The following is a 22617-nucleotide window of genomic DNA, read 5'->3' as shown; positions in this document are numbered from 1 at the left end:
GCACCGGCCCGCCGCGCCTTTGTGGGGCGGGCCCGGGGGCCGAGGATGCCTCGTGGTGTGCCGGAGGCCGGGGTAGCAAGGTGCCGGTGGCCGGGGGGTAGCGGGGTGCCGGTGGCCCGGGGGTAGCGAGGTGCCGGTGGCCAGGGGGTGCCGGTGGCCGGGGTGCGGGCGCCGGGTGGGGGATCAGCCCGCGACCAGCAGGACCTTCCCGACGTTCCCGCCGGACTCCAGCACGCGGTGCCCCTCCGCCGCATCGGCCAGTGGGATCTGCCGGTCGACCACGGGACGGATACGCCCGTTCTCGATCAACGGCCAGACATGCTCACGAACGGCCGCGATGATCGCCGCCTTCTCACCGAGCGGGCGGCCCCGCAGCGAGGTCGCCGTCACCGCGGCGCGCTTGCCCAGCAGCGTCGACAGATTCAACTCCCCCTTGACGCCGCCCTGGAGACCGATCACCGCAAGCCGGCCGTTGACGGCGAGCGCCTGCACGTTCCGGTCGAGATACTTCGCGCCGACGATGTCGAGGATGACGTCCGCGCCCGCCCCGTCCGTCGCCTTGCGCAGCTCTTCCACAAAGTCCTGCTGCCGGTAGTCGATCAGGATGTCCGCGCCGAGTTCGGCGCAGCGCGCCAGCTTCTCGGGCCCACCGGCCGTGACCGCCACCTTCGCGCCGACCGCCTTGGCGAGCTGGATCGCCATGGTGCCGATGCCGCTCGCACCGCCGTGGATCAGCAGCGTCTCGCCCGGACGCAGATGCGCGATCATGAAGACGTTCGACCACACCGTCGCGGTCACCTCGGGCAGCGCGGCCGCCGTCACCAGGTCCATCCCCTGGGGGACGGGCAGCAGCTGTCCTGCCGGTACCGCGACCTTCTCGGCGTATCCGCCGCCCGCGAGCAGCGCACACACCTCCTCACCGACGGACCAGCCGGAAACCCCGGGTCCGAGCGCCGCGATGGTGCCGGAGCACTCGAGGCCGGGGTAGGGGGAGGCGCCCGGCGGAGGGTTGTAGAAGCCCTGCCTCTGCAACAGATCGGCGCGGTTGACGGCGCTCGCCGCGACCTCGACGAGGACCTCGCCCTCGCCGGGTACGGGATCGGGCGCCTCGGCCCACACAAGCGCCTCGGGACCGCCGGGTTCGGGAATCGTGATCGCATGCATGGCGGCGAGGCTACCCCCGTGCGGGCCTATTCAACGCTGTTGAGCGGTGAGCCTTCGTCGGCCCGCACGATGGTGATGACCCGGTCCGTCAACTGCAGCGGACTGGCGGCGGGATCGTCGTATCCCAGCAGCCGGTGTCCGCGCAGCACGCTCACCACCAGGTCCTTCGTCTCCCGGACGCTGAGGCCGACCTCGGCCTTTATCACCGGCCGTTCGATCAGATCGAGCCCGCTGCCCTGCTGGATCAGGTCCTCCATCACCGCGCCCGCGCTGGGGCTGAGCACGGAGAGGCCCAGCAGGCGTCCCGCCGCGCTGGCGCTGGTGATGACCGCGTCGGCACCGGACTGCCGCAGCAGCGGCGCGTTCTCCTCCTCGCGCACCGCCGCGACGATCTTCGCCTTTCGGTTCAGCTGTCGCGCCGTCAGCGTCACCAGCACCGCCGTGTCGTCCCGCTGGGTCGCGATGACGATCTGGTGGGCTCGTTGCAGCTCGGCCCGCAGCAGCACATCGCTGCGGGTGGCGTCGCCGATCACTCCCACATAGCCCTCGGCGTTGGCCGTCTCGATCACCTTCTCGCTGGGGTCGACGACGACGATCTGTTCCTGCTTCACACCGGTCGCCGTCAGCGTCTGGAGCGCCGAACGGCCTTTCGTTCCGAAGCCGATGATGACCGTGTGATCGCGCAAGCGAAGCCTCCAGCGGTTCAGCCGCCACTCCTCCCGGGTCCGTTCGGTGAGGACCTCGAGGGTGGTGCCGACCAGGATGATCAGAAAGAGCACGCGCAGCGGCGTGATCAGCAGCACGTTCGTCAGCCGGGCGCCGGCGCTGTACGGGACGATGTCGCCGTAGCCCGTGGTGGAGAGGGTGACCGTCGCGTAGTAGACGGCGTCGAGGAAGTCGACCGAGTCGTCCGAGTTGTCGTGGTAGCCGGAACGGTCCATCCACACCAGCAGAACGGTGATGACCAGGACCGCGAGCGCCATCAGCAGCCGTTTGGCGACCTGACGCAGCGGGCGATCGACGACCTGGCGGGGAAGCTTCACCCGGCTGGTGACGAGGAACTCCTCCGCCCGCCGGGCCATGGCGTCATGGCCGGGCAGTTTCACGTGAAACACCCGCCGTCGACGGTGGAGGGGGTCCCCGGGGTCCACGGCAGATCGAGAACCTCCAGCTCGTCCCCCGGCCGCGCGCCACCGGGCGGCACCACGGCAAGCCCGTCGGCGGCGGCGATGCCCCGCAGCATGGCCGGCCCGTTGTAGTGCAGCGGCACCAGTTCCTCGCCGCGGTGCACGAACGGCACCAGCCGTGTGTCGTACGGATGGCCATGGACCTCATCGCGGACGGGCGCGAGATAGCCCGCCGTGGCGGGTGTCCCCGCGAGCCCCCGCAGCACCGGCTCGGCAAGGGTGAGGAGCCCGGAGACCGCCGCCAGGGGATTGCCCGGCAGACCCACGAGATGACGGACCGGGACGTTCTTGCCGGGCGGGAGGGCGGCCAGCAGCATCGGGTGCCCCGGGCGTACGGCCACGCCGTCGACCAGCAGCTCGGCGCCCGCCTTCCGCAGGACGGGATGGACATGGTCGACCGGCCCCGCGGCCGTGCCACCGGTGGTGATGACGAGATCGGCGTCCGACGTGGTGACGGCCCGGTGGAGGGCGTCGGCGTCGTCGCCGAGCGCACGGGTGGCGACGACCTCGACGCCGAGGGCCCGCAGCCAGGGACCGACCATCGGTCCGAGCGCGTCACGGATCAGGCCGTCGTGGGGGAGTCCTTCGATGAGCAGCTCGTCACCGAGGACAAGGATCTCGACGCGCGGCCGGGGAACGGTGAGCAGCTCGTCGTAGCCTGCGGCGGCGGCGAGGCCCAGCACGGCGGGCGACACCAGGGAGCCCGTGGGCAGGAGCTGGTCGCCGGATCGGCACTCCTGTCCGCGCGGACGGATGTCCTGACCCTGCGTCACGGACCGCTCGGCGTGCAGCAGTCGGCCGTCCACGTCGGTGCGGGCATGCTCGGTGCGGATCACCGCCGTGGCCTCGGCCGGGATACGTGCGCCGGTGGCGATCCGTACGGCGGAGCCGTCCTCCAGCGCGGGAACGTCGTCACGGCCCGCGAGGACCGAACCGTCGCCGTGGACCCGCCAGGGGCCGGGGCCGGCCACCGCCCAGCCGTCCATGGCGGAGGTGTCGAAGGACGGCAGATCGCACAACGCGGTCAGCGGCTCCGCCAGCACCTGGCCGACGGCCTGCCCCAGCGGGACCTTCCGGGTACGGGCGGGTGCGTTGCGCCCGATACGCGCGGCAAGAGCCCGGGCCGCGGGCCACGCCGTCGCGCGGTGTCCGCCGGCGTCGGGCGCCGCGGAGGCGTTGCCGGCGGGGGTGTGTTCCTGACGTGACTGCGGGCCGAGCAGCGCCAGGGCCTCCTCGACGCCGTCGGACTCGGGCTCGGCGCCGACCTCGTGCTTGCGACCGTTCATCCGGCGTCGGCCTGGTCCGGCCCGGAGGACTCGGGCGCCGACTGCTGGGCCTCCGCCTCCCAGCGCCTGGCGAGAGCGGCGGCCTTCCGGGAAGCCTCCGCAACCGCTTCCGGCCCGCCGTCGCCCGCTTTCGCCGCCGCATACCCCACCAGGAACGTAGTGAGGGGTGCGGCGGGGCGGGCGACGCCGTGCGCGGCATCACGGGCGAGGTCGAGCAGGGCGCCGGTGTCGACGTCGAGCTCGATGCCCAGTTCATCCTTGACTGCGGTGATCCATTCGTCCAGCACGTTCCCATGCTCCCTGATGCGGGCCCTGGCCGCGGAGATGTCCTCCCAGGTGTCGCAGTCGAAGGAGGCGAGTGGCTCCGCGTGGATCCGGGCGAGGTCGAGTTCCTGCGTCAGCAGACGCAACGGCAGCCCGGTCAGACTCCCGTATTCCGTGGCGAGCAGAGCGAGTTCGCGGCGCAGCGGCTCCGTACGGTACGCGGCGACGAGCGGCTGGTCACGCCCGTCGGGGTCGGTGAGCAGTGCCGCCTCCCGCCCGCTGCTGCCGAGGGTGCCGATCAGCCGGCGCACGGTGGGCTCCCCCAGGAACGGCAGATCGGCCGAGAGGACGAGGACCGACTCGGCGGCGGTCTGCCGGACGCCGGCGTCGAGCGCGGCGAGCGGGCCGCCGCCCGGGGGGTCCTCCCGTGCCCAGACGACAGGGCGGGCGGTGGCCCTGCGGCCTCCGACGACCACGGTCCGCCCGGCGTCGCGGCAGGCCCCGAGCACGCGGTCGAGGAGCGGCCGCCCGCCGACGCTCAGCGCCGGCTTGTCGGCTCCGCCCAGTCTCCTGGCGGCTCCCCCGGCCAGCACGATGGCGTCATACGCGGTCATGCCTGCAGTATGGTCCGCGACGGCCCGGCCGGGGACCCCTGAGTGGATCTCTCTTGATCCCGGCCTCGCGCCTTCTGCGCTCCGCTCCTCCGCTGCTGTTGCCTCCGGCTCTCTGCTTTCTGCCGCTTCACGCGGTGCTGAGCTGTTTCCCGGCTCGGCAGGTGCTGTTCGCCTACAGGGTGCGCAGCAGCACCGAGGGGTGCTCGACGCAGTCGGCCACGTACCGCAGGAATCCTCCGGCGGTGCCGCCGTCGCACACCCGGTGGTCGAAGGTGAGCGAGAGCTGAACGACCTGGCGCACGGCCAGTTCGCCCTCGTGCACCCACGGCTTGGGCACGATCCGGCCGACCCCGAGCATCGCCGCCTCCGGGTGGTTGATGATCGGCGTGGAGCCGTCGACGCCGAACACTCCGTAGTTGTTCAGCGTGAACGTCCCGCCCGTCAGGTCCGCCGGGGTGAGCGCACCCTGCCTCGCCACCTCGGTGAGCCGCGCGAACTCCGCGCTCAGCGACTCGGCCGAGCGGCTCTGGGCGTCCCGCACCACGGGGACGACCAGACCGCGCTCGGTCTGTGCCGCGAACCCGAGGTGGACCTCGGGCAGCCGGACGATCTCCCTGGCCTCCATGTCCACCGTGGAGTTGAGCTCCGGGTGGCGGGCCAGCGCGGCCGTGCAGATCCGGGCGAGCAGCGCGATGAGCGAGATCTTCGGTCCGCCCGCGGCGTTCATCGCGGCACGGGCGGCCATCAGCTCGGTCGCGTCGGCGTCCACCCAGCAGGTGGCCTCGGGTATTTCGCGGCGGCTGCGGGACAGCTTGTCCGCGACGGCGCCGCGAACGCCGCGCAGCGGTATCCGTTCACCGCGGGTCCCGGTCTGTGCCCCAGGGGCAGGAGCGGTTGCGCCGTGGCTGGTCGGGGCGGCGGCGATCGGGGCGGGCGCGGGCGGAGCCTCGGCCGCGGCCATGGCGCGCTCGACGTCCGCCCGCAGGATCAGGCCGTCGGGACCGGAGCCCGTCAACTGCCGAAGATCCAGGCCGTTGTCCCGGGCGAGCCGGCGCACGAGCGGCGAGATGACGGGCACGGGCCCGATCGCGCCGTCGCGGTCGGCCGCGCCACCGTTGAGTCCCGCGTGATCCGCGCCGGCGGGCCGAGCAGCGGGGGCGGGCACGGACTCGGCATACGCGGAGGCCGCGGGTGCCGACGGTGCGGGAGCACGCTCGGCCGAAGCGGTGGCTGCGGCGGCAGCGCCCGGGACGGCGGGCCGTATCCGGCGGCGGCGAGCCGCGGGCGCACCCGTCCCGTAGCCCACCAGCACATTGCCGGACGCCTCGCCCGAGGTCTCCGCCGACGACGCCTTGCCCGCGGCAGGCTGGGGCGCCGATCCGGCTTCCGTACCGTCCACTGTCGACGACGCGCCGACCGCCACCGTCAGCAGCGGTGCGCCGACCGGCAGTTCGGTGCCCTCCTCGCCGTACCGCGCGGTGACCACACCGCCGTACGGACACGGCACCTCGACCATGGCCTTCGCCGTCTCGACCTCGACCACGGGCTGGTCGATCGCGACGACGTCTCCCACGTCGACCAGCCAGCGCACGATCTCCGCCTCGGTCAGCCCCTCGCCGAGGTCCGGCAGCTTGAACTCCAGCACCTGTGCCATCAGCTCCCCGCCTCCCACTGCAGTCGCGCGACCGCGTCCAGCACCCGGTCGACTCCCGGCAGATGGTGCCGCTCCAGCATCGGCGGCGGATAAGGGATGTCGAACCCGGCCACCCGGAGCACCGGAGCCTCCAGATGGTGGAAGCAGCGCTCGGTCACCCGCGCGGCGATCTCCCCTCCGGGACCGCCGAAGCCGGTGGACTCGTGGACGACGACCGCCCGTCCCGTACGCCGGACCGAGGCACAGACCGTTTCGTCATCGAAGGGCACCAGGGACCGCAGGTCGACGACCTCGAGGTCCCAGCCCTCGGCCGCGGCGGCCTCCGCCGCCTCCATGCAGACCGGCAGGGAGGGCCCGTAGGTGATGAGCGTGGCGCTGCGTCCCTGACGCCTGACCACGGCGCGGCCTATCGGCTCGACGGCGGTGGGCGCCTCCGGCGACCACTGCGACTTCGACCAGTACAGCCGCTTGGGCTCCAGGAACACCACCGGGTCGTCCGACGCGATCGCGGCCCTGAGCAGCCCGTACGCGTCGTCGACCGTCGCGGGGGTGACGACATGGAGCCCGGGGGTCGCCATGTAGTACGCCTCGGACGAGTCACTGTGGTGCTCGACGCCGCCGATCCCGCCGCCGTACGGCACGCGCACGGTGATGGGCATCGGCATGGCGCCCTTGGTGCGGTTGCGCATCCGGGAGACATGGCTGATCAGCTGCTCGAACGCGGGATACGCGAAGGCGTCGAACTGCATCTCGACGACGGGCCGCAGCCCGTACATCGCCATACCGACCGCGGTGCCGAGAATGCCCGCCTCTGCCAGCGGTGTGTCGGTGCACCGGTCCTCGCCGAACTCCTTGGCGAGTCCGTCCGTCACCCGGAAGACTCCGCCGAGCGTGCCGACGTCCTCCCCCATCACATGGACGGTCGGGTCCTGCGCCATCGCGTCGCGCATGGCGCGCTGCAGGGCCTGCGCCATGGTGGCGGGCTTCACCGCGGCCGTGGTCATCGTGCTTCTCCCTCGGCGTCGAGCTCGGCGCGCAGCTGCGCGGCCTGCTCACGCAGCTGGCTGGTCTGCTCGGCGTAGACGTGCTCGAAGAGGTCCATCGGCTGGAGCACCGGATCGGCGTTCATGCGCTCACGCAGGTCCGCCGCCATCGTCTCGGCGGAGGCCGCGACGCTCTCCCTGGCCTCGTCGTCCAGCAGTCCTCGCTCCGTCAACTCACGCTCCAGCAACCGGATCGGGTCGTGTGCCCGCCAGGCCTCGACCTCGGCGTCGCCGCGGTAGCGCGTCGCGTCGTCGGCGTTGGTGTGGGCGTCGATGCGATAGGTGACGGCTTCGATCAGCGTGGGGCCACCACCACGGCGGGCGCGGTCGACCGCCTCGCTGAGGACCTCGTGCATCGCGGCGGCGTCGTTCCCGTCGACCAGCCGGCCCGGCATGCCGTATCCCACGGCCTTGTGGGCGAGCGAGGGGGCGGCGGTCTGCTTGGCCAGCGGCACGGAGATCGCGAATCCGTTGTTCTGCACGAGGAAGACGACAGGGGCCTGCCAGACGGCGGCGAAGTTCAGCGCCTCGTGGAAGTCGCCCTCGCTGGTGCCGCCGTCGCCGACCATGGCGAGCGCGACGACGTCGTCCCCCTTGAGCCGGGCGGCATGGGCCAGTCCGACGGCGTGCGGCAGCTGGGTGGCGAGGGGGGTGCTCAGGGGCGCTATGCGGTGCTCGTGCGGGTCGTAGCCGGTGTGCCAGTCGCCGCGCAGCAGGGTCAGCGCCTGCACGGGGTCCAGGCCGCGCGCCACGGCGGCGAGCGTGTCGCGGTAGCTGGGGAAGAGCCAGTCGCGCTCCTCCAGCGCCAGCGCGGCCGCCACCTCGCTCGCCTCCTGCCCGGTGCTGGAGGGGTATACCGCGAGCCGGCCCTGCTTGGTGAGGGCGGTGGCCTGCACGTTGTACCTGCGGCCGCGCACCAGCTGGGCGTACAGCTTCAGCAGCAGCTCGGGGTCGGTGCCGGCCGCGGCGTCCGTACCGAGCACGCGGTACGGCTCGGGGTCCGGGAGCAGCGGCGCGGGGTCCGTACGAGGCTTCCACGCCGGGGGCGGCGTGGGCCGGTACGCGACGGCGCCGGGCAGCTCCTGAACCGTCATGCTGCTCTTTCGCACAGCGAGCACCTCCTCCTGGGAGCGACGACGAAGCGGCCGGGGTGTGGCCCGCCTCACCTACCGATTGTTCGGTCGTGGACGCATTTTGGCTACAGGCACCTCCAGCCTGTGGACAAACGGTTCTCCACAGCCTCTGATGGAGACAGGTCGTCCATGCCAGGGAGGCGGGGGGATATGGCAGCTGAACAAATGGCCGACAGCGGGGACGGTTCGGACACGGGCCCTCCGGCCCGCCCGCTCGACGCCATCGACCGCGACATCCTGCGCATCCTCCAGACGGAGGGCCGCGCCTCGATACGTTCCGTGGCCGAGCGCGTCCATGTGTCACGCGCCAATGCGTACGCGCGGATCAACCGGCTCATCGACGACGGCGTGATACGCGGATTCAGCGCTCGGGTCAACCACGAACGCGCAGGTCAGGGCGCCTCCGCATATATCACCCTCAAGATCGTGCAGAACTCCTGGCGGACCGTGCGCGAGCAGCTCCAGGCGCTGCCCGGCGCCGCGCACATCGCTCTGGTCAGCGGCGATTTCGACGTCCTGCTCCTGGTGCACACCCCGGACAACCGCACCTTGCGGGAGCTGGTCCTGACCCGCCTCCAGTCCATCCCGGAGGTGCTCTCCACCCGCACGCTGCTGGTCTTCGAGGAGACGGACCTCGACCCGGGGCCGGGCCCTGCGGGGACCGCGGACATCGAACCGCTGTAGCCCTCGGGCGCTCGGGGCGCGGACACCGGAGCCCTGGTCCGTGCGAGTGGATCTGCGGGTGGGGCCGGCCCCGGATGGGCCGCGCGGTGCGGTGGCGCGGCGGGCGTGCGGCCTCTCCCGCCGACGGGCGGGTGGCCCGCGAGGGGCGTGCCCTGCCACGAAGCCCGCGAAGGGCGTGCCCGGCCGCCTACGAAAGGCGTGACCGGCCGCGTACGCGATGAGCAGGCGGCCCCGGTCAGCCCTCGGCGGAGTCCGCGCGCAGTCCGTCGAAGGCCAGCCGCACGACCGTCTCGGCGACCTGGTCCCCGTCGTAGCCCCCGCCCGCGTGCGGCCGGTACCACTCCACCAGCGAGTTCACCATGCCGAACAGCAGCCGCGTCGCGAGCCGTATGTCCACATCCGCGCGCAGATCCCCGTCGGCCGCCGCCGCCTTCAGCAGATCGGCGACCCGCTGGTCGAACTCGCGGCGGCGTTCCATCGCCCACCGCTCGGTCTTGGTGTTGCCCCGGACGCGCAGCAGCAGCGTCACATAGGGCAGCTCGGCCACCAGCACCTCCACGGTGCGCCGCGTGACGTACTCCACCCGCTCGATGGCGCGACCGCGCAGGCCTCCCGGCTCGTCCAGGATCGCGAAGAGCGCGTCGATCGCCCGGCTCACGGCCCGGCGCAGCAGCTCCTCCTTGCCGGCGACATGGTGGTAGATCGAGGACTTGGAGATACCGGCGGCCTGGGAGAGGTGCTCCATCGAGGTGCCGTCGTAGCCGCGCTCGTTGAAGATCCGCACGGCGACCGTCAGCAGCGTCTCGGGCGTGTACGTGTCCCGCTTGGCCGTCGTCATGCGCCTGCCTCGTCCTTCTCGGTGCGGATGTACGACTGCCGGTAGAGCCCCAGGGAGGGGGCGTAGCGCCCGGTGGGCACGCGCGCGTGGAGCTCGTCCAGCAGCTCGTGCGCCCAGGACCGGCCGAGGCGGCGGCCCCACTCGACGGGCCCCAGCGGGTAGTTGACGCCCAGCCGCATGGCGGTGTCGATGTCCTCGGCGGTCGCGACCTTCTTGGCCACGGCGTCGGCCGCGAGATCCACGAGCATCGCGACCGTGCGGGCCACGATCATCCCGGGGACGTCCCGGATGACGCTGACGCTCTTGCCGAGCGCCTGGAACAGGCCGATGGACTGCCGCAGCGTCTCCCACTCGGTGACCTCGGACGCGGCCAGCGCGATCCGGGTGGCGGCGCGGTAGTCGAGGGCCAGGTCGAAGTAGACGACGTCGCGGAACTCGGCCGACGTCTGGCCGTCGGCCAGCACCAGCTGGCCGCCGCTGGGCAGCAGGATCCGCGTCCCGCGGTCCTCCTCCGCCTCCCGGACGGTGATGCCCGCCTCGCGCAGCAGCGCGATCAGCTCCCACGCGGGCCCGAGGTCGCCCTCGACGGTGATCTCGGAGGGCGGCTCGGTGGCCGGAGCGGTGTGCGGTTCGGGCCGGTTCGCCCCGTCCGCGTACGAGTACCAGCCGCGTCCGCTCTTGCGGCCGTGGAGGCCCGACTCGACCAGCCGGCGCTGGGCGAGCGACGGGACGAACTTGGGGCTCTGGAAGAAGGAGTCCCAGACGGAGCGCGTCACGGCCTCGTTGACGTCCTGGCCGATCAGATCGGTGAGCTCGAAGGGGCCCATCCTGAAGCCGCCGCACTCGCGCAGCACCGCGTCGATCGTGGCGGGGTCGGCAGCCTGCTCCTCGTAGACCGCGAAGGCCTCGGCGTAGAAGGGCCGGGCGATGCGGTTGACGATGAATCCCGGGGTGTCGGCGCAGCGCACGGGGGTCTTTCCCCAGGCCTTCGCCGTCGCGTATGCGCGCGCGGCGGCCGCGTTCTGCGTGGCGAAGCCGCTGACCACCTCGACGAGGGGGAGCAGCGGCGCGGGGTTGAAGAAGTGCAGACCGACGAACCGGCCGGGGTTCTCCAGGGCGCCCGCCACCGCGGTCACGGAGAGGGACGAGGTGTTCGTCGCGAGGAGGCAGTCGTCCGCGACGATCTTCTCCAGGGCGACGAACAGCTGCTGCTTCACCGGCAGTTGTTCGACGATCGCCTCGACGACGAGCGCCGCGTCGGCCAGCTCGGCGAGGTCCGCCGCCGGATGCAGACGCGCCCGGGCGGCGTCCCGGTCGACCGCCGACATCCGGCCTTTTTCGACCAGCCGGTCCAGACGCACGCCGATCGCCTCGGCTGCCTCCTCCGCCCGCCCCGGCACGGCGTCGTGCAGCAGCACCGGATGGCCCGCCACAAGGGCCACCTGGGCGATGCCCTGCCCCATGGTGCCGGTGCCGACCACGGCGACGGTACGGCTCTGATCGATGGCGGTCATGGAAGCGATCCTCCCCGATGCGTTGTCCACAGGTTTGACAGGCCCCCTTGTACCGACCGATCGTTCGGTTACTCTAACTCTGTCATTCCATCCCTGCCCAGCTCGACGAGGAGTTGGTCCGTCATGCAGCTGACCGAGACCCACCGGCCGACGCTCGACCAGGCCCTCGAGGCGATCCGCACCCGCGCCTACTGGTCCCCGCACCCCGAGCACCCGAAGGCGTACGGCGAGAGCGCGCCGGCCGAGGGACTCGCGGCTTTCGAAGCCCTGCGCGGCACCAGGTTCGACCTGGACCAGCCGGGCACCGACGACTGGACGGGTGGCGAGGTCTCGCCGTACGGCCCGGAGTTGGGCATCGAGTACCCGCATCCCGACCTGGACGTCCTGCTCCCCGCCATGCGTGCGGGGATGGCCGGCTGGCGTGAGGCCGGGCCGGAGACGCGCGCCCTGGTCTGTCTGGAGATCCTGTCGCGCATCAGCGCCCGCACCCATGAGTTCGCGCACGCGGTGATGCACACCAGCGGGCAGGCGTTCATGATGGCGTTCCAGGCGGGCGGCCCGCACGCCCAGGACCGCGGCATGGAAGCCGTGGCGTACGCGTACGCCGAGCAGGTCCGCACCCCCGCGGCCGCCGACTGGTCCAAGCCCCAGGGCAAGCGGGACCCGCTGGAGCTGCGGAAGACCTTCACCACGGCCGGCCGCGGCATCTCCCTGCTGATCGGCTGCAACACCTTCCCGACGTGGAACGGCTATCCCGGCCTGTTCGCGTCGCTCGCCACCGGCAACCCCGTCCTGGTCAAGCCGCACCCCCGCGCCGTTCTCCCGCTGGCGCTCACCGTGCGTGTGGCCCGTGAGGTGCTCGCCGAGGCCGGCTTCGACCCGAACCTGGTGGCTCTGGCCGCCGAGCGTCCCGGTGAAGGCATCGCCAAGACCCTGGCCGTGCGCCCCGAGATCAAGATCATCGACTACACGGGTTCCACCGCGTTCGGTGACTGGCTGGAGGCCAACGCCCGACAGGCGCAGGTCTACACCGAGAAGGCCGGCGTCAACACCGTCGTCGTCGACTCGACGGACAACTACAAGGGGATGCTGTCCAACCTGGCCTTCTCGCTGTCCCTCTACAGCGGCCAGATGTGCACCACCCCGCAGAACTTCCTGATTCCGCGCGACGGCATCGCGACGGACGCCGGCCACAAGTCGTACGACGAGGTGGTCGGCGACCTGGCGGCCTCGGTGGGCGGACTGCTCGGCGACGACGCCCGGGCGAACGCCCTGCTGGGCGCACTCGTCAATCCCGATGTGAAGGGACGTCTCGACGGCGCGGCCGGTCTCGGCGAAGTGGCGCTTCCCTCGCGGAAGATCACCAACCCGGAGTTCCCCGACGCCGTCGTGCGGACGCCGGTGATCGTCAAGCTCGACGGCGCCAAGCCGGACACCGAGGCGGTCTATCTGACGGAGTGCTTCGGCCCGGTGTCGTTCGCGGTCGCCGTGGACTCGACCGCGGACTCGCTGGAACTGCTGCGACGCACGGTCCGCGACCAGGGCGCGATGACGGTGGGCGCCTACACCACCTCACCGGAGACGGAGCGCGCGATCGAGGACGTCTGCCTGGACGAGTCGGCGCAGCTCTCGCTGAATCTGACGGGCGGGGTCTACGTCAACCAGACGGCGGCCTTCTCCGACTTCCACGGCTCGGGCGGCAACCCGGCGGCGAACGCGGCCCTGTGCGACGGCGCCTTCGTCTCCAACCGCTTCCGGGTGGTGGAGGTCCGCCGCCAGGCGTGAGAAACGCTTCGTGGCGCGGGGCCCCGCCCCCCCGGGCCCCCGCCCCACGGCAGCGGCGTGGGGGTACCGCCCGTGCCCGAAGGGCTACGGGGGAGTGCGTGCCACGGCACGAGAGCCCGGCACCATCCGCACGACAGGCCCTCAGGGCGACGGGATCTCCGCGTACCGCTGCACCCAGGCGTGCATGGCGATCGCCGCGGCCGCACCGGCGTTGATCGACCGCGTCGAGCCGAACTGGGCGATGGAGCACACCATCGACGCGTGCTTGCGTGCCTCCTCGGTGAGACCCGGGCCCTCCTGGCCGAAGAGCAGCACACAGCGGCGCGGCAGCTCGGTCCGCTCCAGCGGCACCGCGCCCGGCAGGTTGTCGATGCCGATGATCGGGAGATCCTCGGCGGCGGCCCACGCGGTCAGCGATGCCGTGTCCGGATGGTGGCGCACATGCTGGTAGCGGTCGGTGACCATGGCACCGCGGCGGTTCCAGCGCCGCCTGCCCACGATGTGGATCTCGCGCGCCAGAAAGGCGTTGGCGGTCCGGACCACCGAGCCGATGTTGAAGTCGTGGCCCCAGTTCTCCACGGCCACATGGAAGCCGTGCCGCCGTGTGTCCAGATCGGCGACGATCGCTTCACGCGTCCAGTACCGGTAAGGGTCGACCACATTGCGGCGGTCGCCGTTGGCCAGCAGCTCGGCGTCGTAGTGCTCGCCCTCGGGCCACGGCAGCGGATGGGGGCCGACGCCGACCTCGGGCCCGAAGCCCTCGTCGTACTGCAGCGGATCGTGATCGTCGTGGATCGGTTCTCGGGTGGTGCTCACCCGACGAGCGTACGGGGCTGCTCAGGGCTCTCCTGCGGCTGCTCCGATACGGCGGGCGCCCGCGAGAACACCCGGTCCCGGCCCCGCACGACCCGCGCCCCGAGCCAGACCAGGAACGCGGTCGGCAGGAAGACGGCATCGGCGGCGATCATCGCCAGCGAGAAGAACGGCAGTCCGAGCAGCACGGCGATGCCGGCGTGCTCCAGCATCATGGCCACGAGCAGGACGTTCTTGACGCGTCGGTTGAAGAGCGTGAAGGGGAAGGCGACCTGCACGACGACCGTGCCGTAGGTCAGCACCAGCACCATCAGTCCGCCCGAAGCCAGCAGATCGGAGAGCGCGGGCCACGGGGTGAAGTAGTCGAGCTTGAGCGGGTAGTAGAGGGCGGTGCCGTCCTGCCAGCGCGAGCCCTGGATCTTGTACCAGCCGGCGGTGGCGTAGATCAGACAGACCTCGGCCATGATCACCAGAAGACCCGCGTTGTGGGCAAGATTGGCGAGAGCGTCCAGCAGAATCCGCGGCTCACCCTGCGGAGCGCGCCGGTTCGCCATCCACCAGAGCCCCTGGCCCACCCACAGCACCCAGAGCAGCAGCAGGATGAACCAGCCGGTCTCGTTCAGGAAGGTGGCGACGACCAGGGCGGTGCCCAGCACGGTCCACAGAAGCGGGCCGACCCGGTCGGTCTGCGGCGCCCCGGGCATCCGCGCCCCGGGCTCCGATCCCTTGGACTCCCGCTCCGTGGCGCGGGCGGCGCTGCGCGCATCCAGGGACCAGACCTGACCGCAGCGCGTCACGACCAGGTAGATGGCCATCAGATGGATCACGTTGTCGCCGCCGTCGCCCATGAAGATCGAGCGGTTCTGGAGCGACAGGACGCCGATCATGAAGAGCGCGGACATGGTGCGGGTCCGCCAGCCCACCAGCAGCAGGGCGCTGGAGAGCACGGCGACGGCATAGACGACTTCGAACCAGAGGGTGCTGTCCGACCACATGAGCGCCGTGAAGGCGTCGTTGCCGGAGATGAGGCGACGGCCCATCTCCCAGCTCCACGGGCCCTGGGGTCCGTACATCTCATGGCGGTTGGGCAGCTCGCGCAGCAGGAACAGCAGCCAGGTGGCGGCGAACCCGATCCGCACGATGGCCGTCTGGTACGGCCCGAAAGCCGTGGCGGTGATGCGCTGGACGGCTCCGCCGTTCCTGCGCTCGGAAGCGTCGCTCACCGGTCCGCCTCCGTACGACCGTTGTCGACTCCCCCGGGCAGATCGGCCGCGGTGACGGTCCACCACGGCAGGACCCGGAACTGCGGGCGGAGATCGATCTTCTCGTTGCTCCAGTCCGGAGCCTTGACCGCGCTGGTCGACGACCTGAGCCGGATGCGCTCGACCTCGCCGCCGACGTCGAGCCGTTCGAGGCGGGCCATCACCAGCCGGCGAACGTAGCTCTCGGACAGCTGGCCGCGCAGGCCGCTGGAACGGTTCTTGTCGTCGTGCGAGTTGACGTAGAAGTCCCAGGCCCTGCGCAGCGCGTTCTGCTGGGTGTGGCTGGGGAGGAGATTGCCGCGGATCGCTTCGCCGTCCTCGGCGCTCAGATCGATCCAGCCGGTGCTCCTGCGGTCGCCGTCGGGGGTCGTGACCTCGGCCTTCACCTGCACGGCGACGTTCTGCTGGAGCGGATTGGGGGCGAAGAGTTTCCAGTTCTGCTCGAACTCGGGATACACCCAGGCGTCGATCGCCTTGCCGTACTCCTTGCTCGCCGTGTTGGACGGGGCGACGTGCAGAAACACCATCGCCACGTGGACCCCGGCGAGCACGGCTATGAGGGCGAGCGAGACGGCCACGGCGACCTGGTACGGCAGCGAGAGCGCCGCGATGCCCCGGGTGGGGGCGTCAGGGTCGAGCGGGACGGCGTCCGGATCCGGATCTCGGTTCTGGTCCTGGTCCTGGGCACGGTCCGGCAGGAAGGGGTCCTCGCGCGGGGTCCCGCTCCGAGGGCCGGGCACGGCGGCCGTCGCGGGCTCTGCGGCCCGCGTCTCAGTCCGGGAGGTCTCCGGCTGGGAGGTGGGCAACGGCTCGTCCTCGGGTGCGGGGAGCGGAGCCCGGTCCGACAAGGGGTCCCGAGCTCCCCCCGAAGAGCGCTGAGGCCCGTCCGACGGCTGCGAGGGCTGCGCGGTCCGACGCACCGGTCCGGAGGCGTGCTCAGGAGGCGCGGAGCCGCTGCTTGCGGCGCCTTCGGCGTCCTCGTCGTTGTAGGAGTCCATCCCGCCCCCGGTCCCCTTCGGCGCACGTCGGTCATCCACAGGGTTGACACCTTAAGGCCCGTCGACTCACCATTGAAGCCAATGAACCGAACGATCGGTCGGTAGGGGGCCCGGATGACGGCAGTGACTGCGGATGGCTACGAGGCGGTTTTCGACGCCGCCGTGGCTGCCGACGAGCGCATCGAGCCGCGCGACTGGATGCCCGAGGCCTACCGAGCGACGTTGGTACGCCAGATGGCCCAGCACGCCCATTCCGAAATCATCGGCATGCAGCCCGAGGCGAACTGGATCACCCGAGCGCCCTCCCTGCGGCGCAAGGCGATCCTCATGGCCAAGGTGCAGGACGAGGCCGGCCACGGGCTCTACCTCTACAGCGCCGCCGAGACGCTGGGGACCAGCCGCGACGAGCTTCTCGACAAGCTCCACGCCGGCCGTCAGCGGTATTCGTCGATCTTCAACTACCCCACGCTGACCTGGGCCGATGTCGGCGCGATCGGCTGGCTGGTGGACGGCGCCGCGATCACCAACCAGGTGCCGCTCTGCCGCTGCTCCTACGGCCCGTACGCCCGCGCGATGGTCCGGATCTGCAAGGAGGAGTCCTTCCACCAGCGCCAGGGGTTCGAGCTGCTGCTCACCCTGTCGCAGGGGACACCCTCGCAGCACGACATGGCGCAGGACGCCGTGAATCGCTGGTGGTGGCCGTCGCTGATGATGTTCGGCCCGCCGGACGACGAGTCGTCGCACTCGGCGCAGTCCATGGCGTGGAAGATCAAGCGCCACTCGAACGACGAGCTGCGCCAGCGTTTCGTGGACATCTGCGTCCCGCAGGCCGAGGCGCTGGGCCTGACCCTCCCGGATCCCGATCTGCGCTGGAACGAGGAGCGCGGGCAGCACGACTTCGGCGCGATCGACTGGACCGAGTTCCAGAACGTCCTCAAGGGCAACGGCCCCTGCAACGAAGAGCGGCTCACCCAGCGACGCCGGGCGCACGAAGAGGGCGCCTGGGTCCGGGACGCGGCCGCCGCGTACGCCGAGAAGCATCAGGCACAGCACGCGAAGCCCCAGGAGGCGACGGCATGAGCGGTTCGACCGGCTGGCCCCTGTGGGAGGTCTTCGTGCGCTCCCGCCGCGGCCTCTCCCACACCCACGCGGGCAGTCTGCATGCCCCGGACGCCGAGATGGCGCTCCGTAACGCCCGGGATCTCTACACCCGGCGGAACGAAGGCGTCTCCATCTGGGTCGTGCCCTCCACGGCGGTCACGGCGTCCTCGCCGGACGAGAAGGACTCGTTCTTCGAGCCGTCCGCCGACAAGCCGTACCGCCACCCGACCTTCTACGAGATCCCGGACGGGGTGAAGCACCTGTGACCACCACGGCGAACGCCGCGGCACTCGCCCTCGGCGACGACGCGCTGGTGCTCTCGCACCGGCTGGGGGAGTGGGCGGGCCACGCACCCGTGCTGGAGGAGGACGTCGCCCTCGCGAACATCGCGCTGGACCTGCTGGGCCAGGCGCGCGTGCTGCTGTCCCTCGTCGGCGACGAGGACGAGCTGGCCTATCTGCGCGAGGAGCGGGCTTTCCGCAACCTCCAGCTGGTCGAGCAGCCGAACGGCGACTTCGCCCACACCATCGCCCGCCAGCTCTACTTCTCCGTCTACCAGCGACTGCTGTACGGGCAGCTCGCTGCCGGGGACGGCGAGTTCGCGGGGCTCGCGGCGAAGGCCGTCAAGGAAGTCGAGTACCACCAGGACCATGCCGAGCAGTGGACGCTGCGGCTCGGCGACGGCACCGACGAGAGCCATGAGCGCATGCAGCGGGCCTGTCAGGCGCTGTGGAAGTTCACGGGCGAGATGTTCGAGCCGGTCGAAGGACTGGACGTCGACCAGCAGGCACTGGAGGCGCGCTGGCTGGAGACGGTGACGGACGTCCTCACCCGCGCGACGCTGACCGTCCCCGAGGGGCCGAGGGTCGGCGCCTGGGCGGCAGGCGCAGGGCGCCAGGGACTCCACACGGAGTCGTTCGGCCGGATGCTCGCCGAGATGCAGCATCTGCACCGCAGCCACCCGGGGGCGTCATGGTGACCGGCACCCACCTCACCGCTGACCGTCGCGCCCACGCCGACCGGGCCGCCACCGCTGCCCGGCCTGCTCCCGCCCGCCGGACGGCGAGCGCGCCGAAGGCCGGTGACGACAGCCGGCTCGAGGCCGAGCTGCGCAAGCTGGCCGGCTCCGTGCCCGACCCCGAGCTTCCCGTGGTGACGCTGGAGGAGCTCGGTGTCCTGCGCGGGGTCCAGATCCTCGGCCCGGGACGCGTCGAGGTGGAGCTCACCCCGACGTACACCGGCTGCCCGGCGATCGAGGCCATGACGACGGACATCGAGCAGGTACTGCACGATCACGGCGTCGCCGAGGTCTCGGTGGTCAAGGTCCTCTCCCCGGCCTGGTCGACGAACGACATCAGCGCGGAGGGCCGGCGCAAGCTGGCCGAGTTCGGGATTGCCCCGCCGCGGCCGCAGCCCGCGGAGGGCCCGATCCCGCTCACGCTCTCGGTGCGCTGCCCGCACTGCGGCTCCACCGACACCGAGTTGCTGAGCAGGTTCTCCTCCACCGCGTGCAAGGCGCTGCGCCGCTGCGTCGACTGCCGTGAACCGTTCGACCACTTCAAGGAGTTGTAGATGTTCCATCCGCTCCGGGTCAGCGAGGTCGAACGACTCACGGACGACTCGGTCGCGGTCACCTTCCAGGTGCCGCCCGAGCTGTGCGAGACCTTCCGCCACACCCCCGGCCAGCATCTGGCGCTGCGCCGGCTGGTGGGGGACGAGGAAATCCGCCGTACGTACTCGATCTGCGCCGCCGCCTCTCCCTCCGGCACCGATCCAGTGCTGCGTGTGGGCATCCGTCTGGTCGACGGGGGTGACTTCTCGACGTACGCGCTCAAGGAGCTCGCCGTCGGCGACACGGTCGAGGTGATGCCCCCCATGGGCCGCTTCCTGCTCGAACCGCGGCCCGGGTACTTCGCCGCGGTCGTCGGCGGCAGCGGAATCACTCCGGTGCTGTCGATGGCGGCCACGCTGCTGGCCCGGGAGCCCGAGGCCCGGTTCTGTCTGATCCGCAGCGACCGGACCGTGGCGTCCACGATGTTCCTGGACGAGGTGGCGGACCTCAAGGACCGTTTCCCCGACCGCTTCCAGCTGGTCACCACCCTGTCCCGGGAGGAGCAGCAGTCGGGCTTGCCGTCCGGACGGCTCGACCAGGAGCGGCTGACCGCCCTGCTGCCGTCCCTGCTCTCGGTGGCGGATGTGGAGGGCTGGTTCCTGTGCGGCCCCTTCGGCCTGGTCCTGGGAGCCGAGCGGGCCCTGCGTCAGCTGGGTGTCGACCGGAGCCGTATCCACCAGGAGATCTTCCATGTGGACGACGGCTCGGCGCCCACCACCGAGCCCATGAGCGCTCCCGCGCACGCCTCACTGACGGCGACCCTGGACGGACGGTCCGGCAAGTGGCCCGTGCAGGAAGGGGAATCGCTGCTGGAGACCGTGCTGCGCAGCCGTGCCGACGCGCCGTATGCATGCAAGGGCGGTGTCTGCGGCACCTGCCGTGCCTTCCTGGTCTCGGGCGAGGTCCGGATGGACCGCAACTTCGCTCTGGAGCCCGAGGAGACGGAAGCGGGCTATGTGCTGGCCTGCCAGTCCCATCCGGCCACAGCGGAAGTGGAGCTCGACTTCGACCGCTGAGCCGGCCGGGGACCTGTCCCACCGGTGACCCGACCTCTCCCACATTGCCGAGCTGTGTTCATTTTCAGGAACCTGTTCTATCTTGACGACCCGTCAGATACGAACGGCTGAACCGGACCTGGCAGCGGCTCATGCACCGCCGGCGTGTGGGAGGACAGGGCAGTGGACTTCACCTTCACCGAGGAGCAGCAGGCGGCCGTCGAGGCTGCGAAAGCGGTGTTCTCGGGCGTCGCGCCCGACGGCGTGCCGAGCCCCGCGCTCACGGCGGGCGCGGTGGCCGACGAGTTCGACCGGCCGCTGTGGGCCAGGCTCGCGGACGCCGACCTGCTGAGTCTGGTGGTGTCACCGGAGTACGGCGGAGCAGGTCTCGACCCCATCGCCCTCTGTCTGGTGCTGCGCGAGTCGGCGAGGGTGCTGGCGAGGGTGCCCCTGCTGGAGACGAGCGCGGTCGCCATGGCCGTGGAGCGTTACGGCAGCGCCGAGTTGAGGGACGAGATCCTCGCTGGTGTCGGCCGCGGTGAACTGGTCATCACCGTAGGAGCCAACGGCCGTACGGGACACGACCCGGCCGAACTCGCTGTCACGGCGCGCCGGGACGCCGGTCGGGACTCCGGGCAGGGCGACGGCTGGCTCCTCGACGGCGTGCAGACAGGTGTCCCCTGGGCACATTCGGCCGATCGCATCGCCGTAGCGGCGCACACACCCGACGGGCAGGCCGTCCTGGCGCTGGTCCCCCGCACCCGCGACGGCATGGCGCAGGCCGAGCAGATCTCCACCAGTGGCGAGCGGTTCGCCGAGATCACACTGGATTCCGTACGGGTCGACGCGTCCGAGATGATCGATGCCGAAGGCGCCTGGGAGTGGCTGCGCCTCCTGCTGACCACCGGCACCTGCGCGCTGTCGCTCGGTCTCGGCGAGGGCGTACTGGCCATGACGAGCGCCTACACCGGCAAGCGGGAACAGTTCGGCTTCCCCGTCGCCACCTTCCAGGCCGTCGCCGTGCAGGCGGCCGACCGGTACATCGACCTGCGGGCGATGGAGGCGACGCTGTGGCAGGCGGCCTGGCGGCTCGCCCCCGCGCCCGACAGTGCCGGTGTCGGCGGTCCCCTGCCCGTGGCCGGCGATGTCGCCGTGGCGAAGATCTGGGCTTCGGAGGGGGTACGCCGGGTCGTCCAGACCGCTCAGCATCTGCACGGCGGCTTCGGCGCCGACACCGACTACCCGCTGCACCGCTATCACGCCTGGGCCAAGCAGCTCGAACTCTCCCTCGGCCCCGCAGCGGCCCATGAGGAGGCCCTGGGCGACCTGCTGGCCGCCCACCCTCTCGGCTAGACCGCCGGCAGGCGGGCGCCTGGTCCGGCAGCGGCGGGCCAGGGCTCAGCCGAAGCGCCTCAGAGGACGAACGCCGGCGATCCGTTGTCCGTGACCATCGGACGCCCGGCGCCGTCCCAGGCGAGCATGCCGCCATCGACGTTCACCGCGTCGATCCCCTGCTGCACCAGGTACTGGGTGACCTGCGCCGACCGGCCGCCGACCCGGCACATCACATACGCCCGGTGTCCCTCGCTCACGGCCTCGGTCACCTCGCCGAACCGCGACACGAAGTCGCTCATGGGCACATGCAGCGCGCCTTCGACATGCCCGGCCGCCCACTCGTCGTCCTCCCGGACGTCCAGCACCAGGCCGTCGGCCGGCACGGTCGCGACGTCCACCGACGGCAACGGGGCGAAATTCATGGGTCATGCCTTCTCTCGTAGGTGCGCGACAGGATGTCGCGGCCGGCATCCGGACAGCCTCGAAAAACCTACTCCACCAGCCCGGCCAGTTCCCGTTCGCGCTCGGCGACCTGCGCGAGCAGCTGCTCGGCGATCTCCTCCAGCAGCCGGTCCGGGTCCTCGGGCGCCATCCGGAGCATGGCGCCGATCGCACTCTCCTCCAGCTCGCCGGCAACGGCGGCCAGCAGCTCCTTGCGCTGCGACAGCCATTCCAGCCGGGCGTAGAGCTCCTCGCTCTCACTGAGCCGGGTCTCGGGCACCGGCCCGGCCGCCCACTCGTCGGCGAGCTCGCGCAGCTGCCCCACGTCCCCGAGCGCGTACGCGGCGTTCACGCGGGTGATGAACTCCTCGCGCCGGGCACGCTCCGTCTCCTCCTGCGCCAGGTCCGGGTGCGCCTTGCGCGCCAGCTCGCGGTAGAGCTTGCGGGCCTCCTCGCTCGGCCGCACCCGCTTCGGCGCCCGGACGGGCTGGTCGTTGAGCATCGCGGCTGCCTCGGGAGAGAGGCCGTCGGAGTCCATCCAGTTGTGGAAGAGCTCGTCGACTCCGGGCATCGGCATCACCATCGCCCGGGCCTCCTGCGCCTTGCGCAGATCCTCCGGATCACCGCTCGCCGAAGCCTTGGCCTCCGCGATCTGGGCGTCCAGCTCGTCGAGGCGCGCATACATCGGGCCCAGCTTCTGGTGATGCAGCCGGGAGAAGTTCTCCACCTCCACCCGGAACGTCTCCAGGGCGATCTCGAATTCGATCAGCGCCTGCTCGGCCGCGTACACGGCCTTTTCCAGCCGCGCCTCCGGCCTCGGTGGCACGTCCTGCTCTTCGTCGCTCCGGGTCGTCCGGCCGCCGGGTGCATCCTGGGTCACCCGGCCAGCCTACG

The 22617-nt window shown here is 71.4% G+C and carries 22 protein-coding genes; 8 read left to right on the top strand and 14 right to left on the bottom strand.

The features are described 5' to 3' along the window. Positions 1–183: 183 nt before the first annotated feature. The 7 genes from ACFWU3_RS13735 to pdhA form a co-directional block, all read right to left on the bottom strand. Positions 184–1164, bottom strand: a complete 981-nt coding sequence (locus ACFWU3_RS13735) for an NAD(P)H-quinone oxidoreductase (RefSeq protein ID WP_384435727.1) — start codon at positions 1162–1164, stop codon at positions 184–186. Between the two features lie 26 nt (positions 1165–1190). Next, a complete protein-coding gene (locus ACFWU3_RS13730; protein WP_384435746.1) occupies positions 1191–2246 on the bottom strand; it encodes a potassium channel family protein in 1056 nt (351 codons plus the stop codon). A gap of 20 nt (positions 2247–2266) precedes the next feature. Next, positions 2267–3637 carry a molybdopterin molybdotransferase MoeA gene (locus tag ACFWU3_RS13725; RefSeq protein WP_384435724.1) on the bottom strand — a complete coding sequence of 457 codons (1371 nt, stop codon included), beginning with the start codon at positions 3635–3637 and terminating at the stop codon, positions 2267–2269. Continuing rightward, positions 3634–4515, bottom strand: coding sequence for an NTP transferase domain-containing protein (locus ACFWU3_RS13720; RefSeq protein WP_384435722.1), 882 nt, complete (start codon positions 4513–4515; stop codon positions 3634–3636). The genes ACFWU3_RS13725 and ACFWU3_RS13720 overlap by 4 nt, the downstream gene beginning before the upstream one ends. Positions 4516–4687: 172 nt before the next feature. Beyond that, complete coding sequence (locus ACFWU3_RS13715; RefSeq protein WP_384435719.1) at positions 4688–6169, bottom strand: dihydrolipoamide acetyltransferase family protein; 1482 nt, start codon at positions 6167–6169, stop codon at positions 4688–4690. Continuing rightward, the gene (locus ACFWU3_RS13710) at positions 6169–7173 is read right to left on the bottom strand and encodes an alpha-ketoacid dehydrogenase subunit beta (protein ID WP_327682293.1); all 1005 of its coding nucleotides are present in this window, start codon (positions 7171–7173) and stop codon (positions 6169–6171) included. Before ACFWU3_RS13710 ends, ACFWU3_RS13715 begins: the two co-directional genes overlap by 1 nt. Continuing rightward, positions 7170–8306 (bottom strand): pyruvate dehydrogenase (acetyl-transferring) E1 component subunit alpha, encoded by a 1137-nt coding sequence (pdhA, locus tag ACFWU3_RS13705; RefSeq protein ID WP_384435716.1) that lies wholly within the window; start codon positions 8304–8306, stop codon positions 7170–7172. The genes ACFWU3_RS13710 and pdhA overlap by 4 nt, the downstream gene beginning before the upstream one ends. 189 nt (positions 8307–8495) lie before the next feature. Between pdhA and ACFWU3_RS13700 the strand changes: the two genes are divergently transcribed. Next, the gene (locus ACFWU3_RS13700; protein ID WP_384435713.1) at positions 8496–9029 is read left to right on the top strand and encodes an Lrp/AsnC family transcriptional regulator; all 534 of its coding nucleotides are present in this window, start codon (positions 8496–8498) and stop codon (positions 9027–9029) included. Positions 9030–9264: 235 nt separating this feature from the next. Here the strand turns inward: ACFWU3_RS13700 and ACFWU3_RS13695 are convergent, their stop codons facing one another. Beyond that, positions 9265–9867 carry a TetR/AcrR family transcriptional regulator gene (locus tag ACFWU3_RS13695; protein WP_384435710.1) on the bottom strand — a complete coding sequence of 201 codons (603 nt, stop codon included), beginning with the start codon at positions 9865–9867 and terminating at the stop codon, positions 9265–9267. Then, complete coding sequence (locus tag ACFWU3_RS13690) at positions 9864–11381, bottom strand: 3-hydroxyacyl-CoA dehydrogenase (protein WP_384435707.1); 1518 nt, start codon at positions 11379–11381, stop codon at positions 9864–9866. Before ACFWU3_RS13690 ends, ACFWU3_RS13695 begins: the two co-directional genes overlap by 4 nt. 123 nt (positions 11382–11504) lie before the next feature. Here ACFWU3_RS13690 and paaN point away from each other — a divergent pair, with 123 nt between their 5' ends. Continuing rightward, entirely contained in the window at positions 11505–13166 is a 1662-nt protein-coding gene (gene paaN, locus ACFWU3_RS13685) for a phenylacetic acid degradation protein PaaN (protein WP_384435704.1), read from the top strand. Positions 13167–13307: 141 nt separating this feature from the next. Here the strand turns inward: paaN and ACFWU3_RS13680 are convergent, their stop codons facing one another. Genes ACFWU3_RS13680 through ACFWU3_RS13670 form a run of 3 tightly spaced genes read right to left on the bottom strand, consistent with a single transcriptional unit; the run spans position 13308 to position 16239 of the window. Next, positions 13308–13982, bottom strand: a complete 675-nt coding sequence (locus tag ACFWU3_RS13680) for a TrmH family RNA methyltransferase (RefSeq protein ID WP_384435701.1) — start codon at positions 13980–13982, stop codon at positions 13308–13310. After that, positions 13979–15202, bottom strand: a complete 1224-nt coding sequence (locus ACFWU3_RS13675; RefSeq protein ID WP_384435698.1) for an HTTM domain-containing protein — start codon at positions 15200–15202, stop codon at positions 13979–13981. The genes ACFWU3_RS13680 and ACFWU3_RS13675 overlap by 4 nt, the downstream gene beginning before the upstream one ends. Next, complete coding sequence (locus tag ACFWU3_RS13670; protein ID WP_384435744.1) at positions 15199–16239, bottom strand: DUF5819 family protein; 1041 nt, start codon at positions 16237–16239, stop codon at positions 15199–15201. The genes ACFWU3_RS13675 and ACFWU3_RS13670 overlap by 4 nt, the downstream gene beginning before the upstream one ends. A 114-nt stretch (positions 16240–16353) precedes the next feature. On the opposite strand from ACFWU3_RS13670, the gene paaA reads away from it, so the two are divergent. The 6 genes from paaA (at position 16354) to ACFWU3_RS13640 (ending at position 21300) form a co-directional block, all read left to right on the top strand. After that, positions 16354–17319: a 1,2-phenylacetyl-CoA epoxidase subunit PaaA gene (paaA, locus tag ACFWU3_RS13665; protein WP_384435695.1), complete on the top strand. Its 966-nt coding sequence runs from the start codon at positions 16354–16356 to the stop codon at positions 17317–17319. Further along, positions 17316–17606 (top strand): 1,2-phenylacetyl-CoA epoxidase subunit PaaB, encoded by a 291-nt coding sequence (paaB, locus tag ACFWU3_RS13660; protein ID WP_384435692.1) that lies wholly within the window; start codon positions 17316–17318, stop codon positions 17604–17606. The genes paaA and paaB overlap by 4 nt, the downstream gene beginning before the upstream one ends. Next, the gene (gene paaC / locus ACFWU3_RS13655) at positions 17603–18319 is read left to right on the top strand and encodes a 1,2-phenylacetyl-CoA epoxidase subunit PaaC (protein WP_384435689.1); all 717 of its coding nucleotides are present in this window, start codon (positions 17603–17605) and stop codon (positions 18317–18319) included. Before paaB ends, paaC begins: the two co-directional genes overlap by 4 nt. Then, the gene (paaD, locus tag ACFWU3_RS13650; protein WP_384435686.1) at positions 18313–18912 is read left to right on the top strand and encodes a 1,2-phenylacetyl-CoA epoxidase subunit PaaD; all 600 of its coding nucleotides are present in this window, start codon (positions 18313–18315) and stop codon (positions 18910–18912) included. Before paaC ends, paaD begins: the two co-directional genes overlap by 7 nt. Then, positions 18913–19968, top strand: a complete 1056-nt coding sequence (locus ACFWU3_RS13645; RefSeq protein WP_384435683.1) for a 2Fe-2S iron-sulfur cluster-binding protein — start codon at positions 18913–18915, stop codon at positions 19966–19968. It abuts the gene before it with no gap. 162 nt (positions 19969–20130) lie between these two features. Beyond that, complete coding sequence (locus ACFWU3_RS13640) at positions 20131–21300, top strand: acyl-CoA dehydrogenase family protein (protein ID WP_384435680.1); 1170 nt, start codon at positions 20131–20133, stop codon at positions 21298–21300. Positions 21301–21359: 59 nt separating this feature from the next. Here the strand turns inward: ACFWU3_RS13640 and ACFWU3_RS13635 are convergent, their stop codons facing one another. Beyond that, positions 21360–21704, bottom strand: coding sequence for a rhodanese-like domain-containing protein (locus ACFWU3_RS13635; RefSeq protein WP_384435677.1), 345 nt, complete (start codon positions 21702–21704; stop codon positions 21360–21362). Between the two features lie 68 nt (positions 21705–21772). After that, positions 21773–22603: a hypothetical protein gene (locus ACFWU3_RS13630; protein ID WP_384435674.1), complete on the bottom strand. Its 831-nt coding sequence runs from the start codon at positions 22601–22603 to the stop codon at positions 21773–21775. Positions 22604–22617: the final 14 nt, after the last annotated feature.

Origin of the sequence: Streptomyces sp. NPDC058685 (assembly GCF_042714725.1) — a bacterium.
GTDB lineage: Bacteria > Actinomycetota > Actinomycetes > Streptomycetales > Streptomycetaceae > Streptomyces.
Note: the sequence above shows the minus strand (reverse complement) of the source record. Positions and strands in the feature narration are given on the sequence as shown.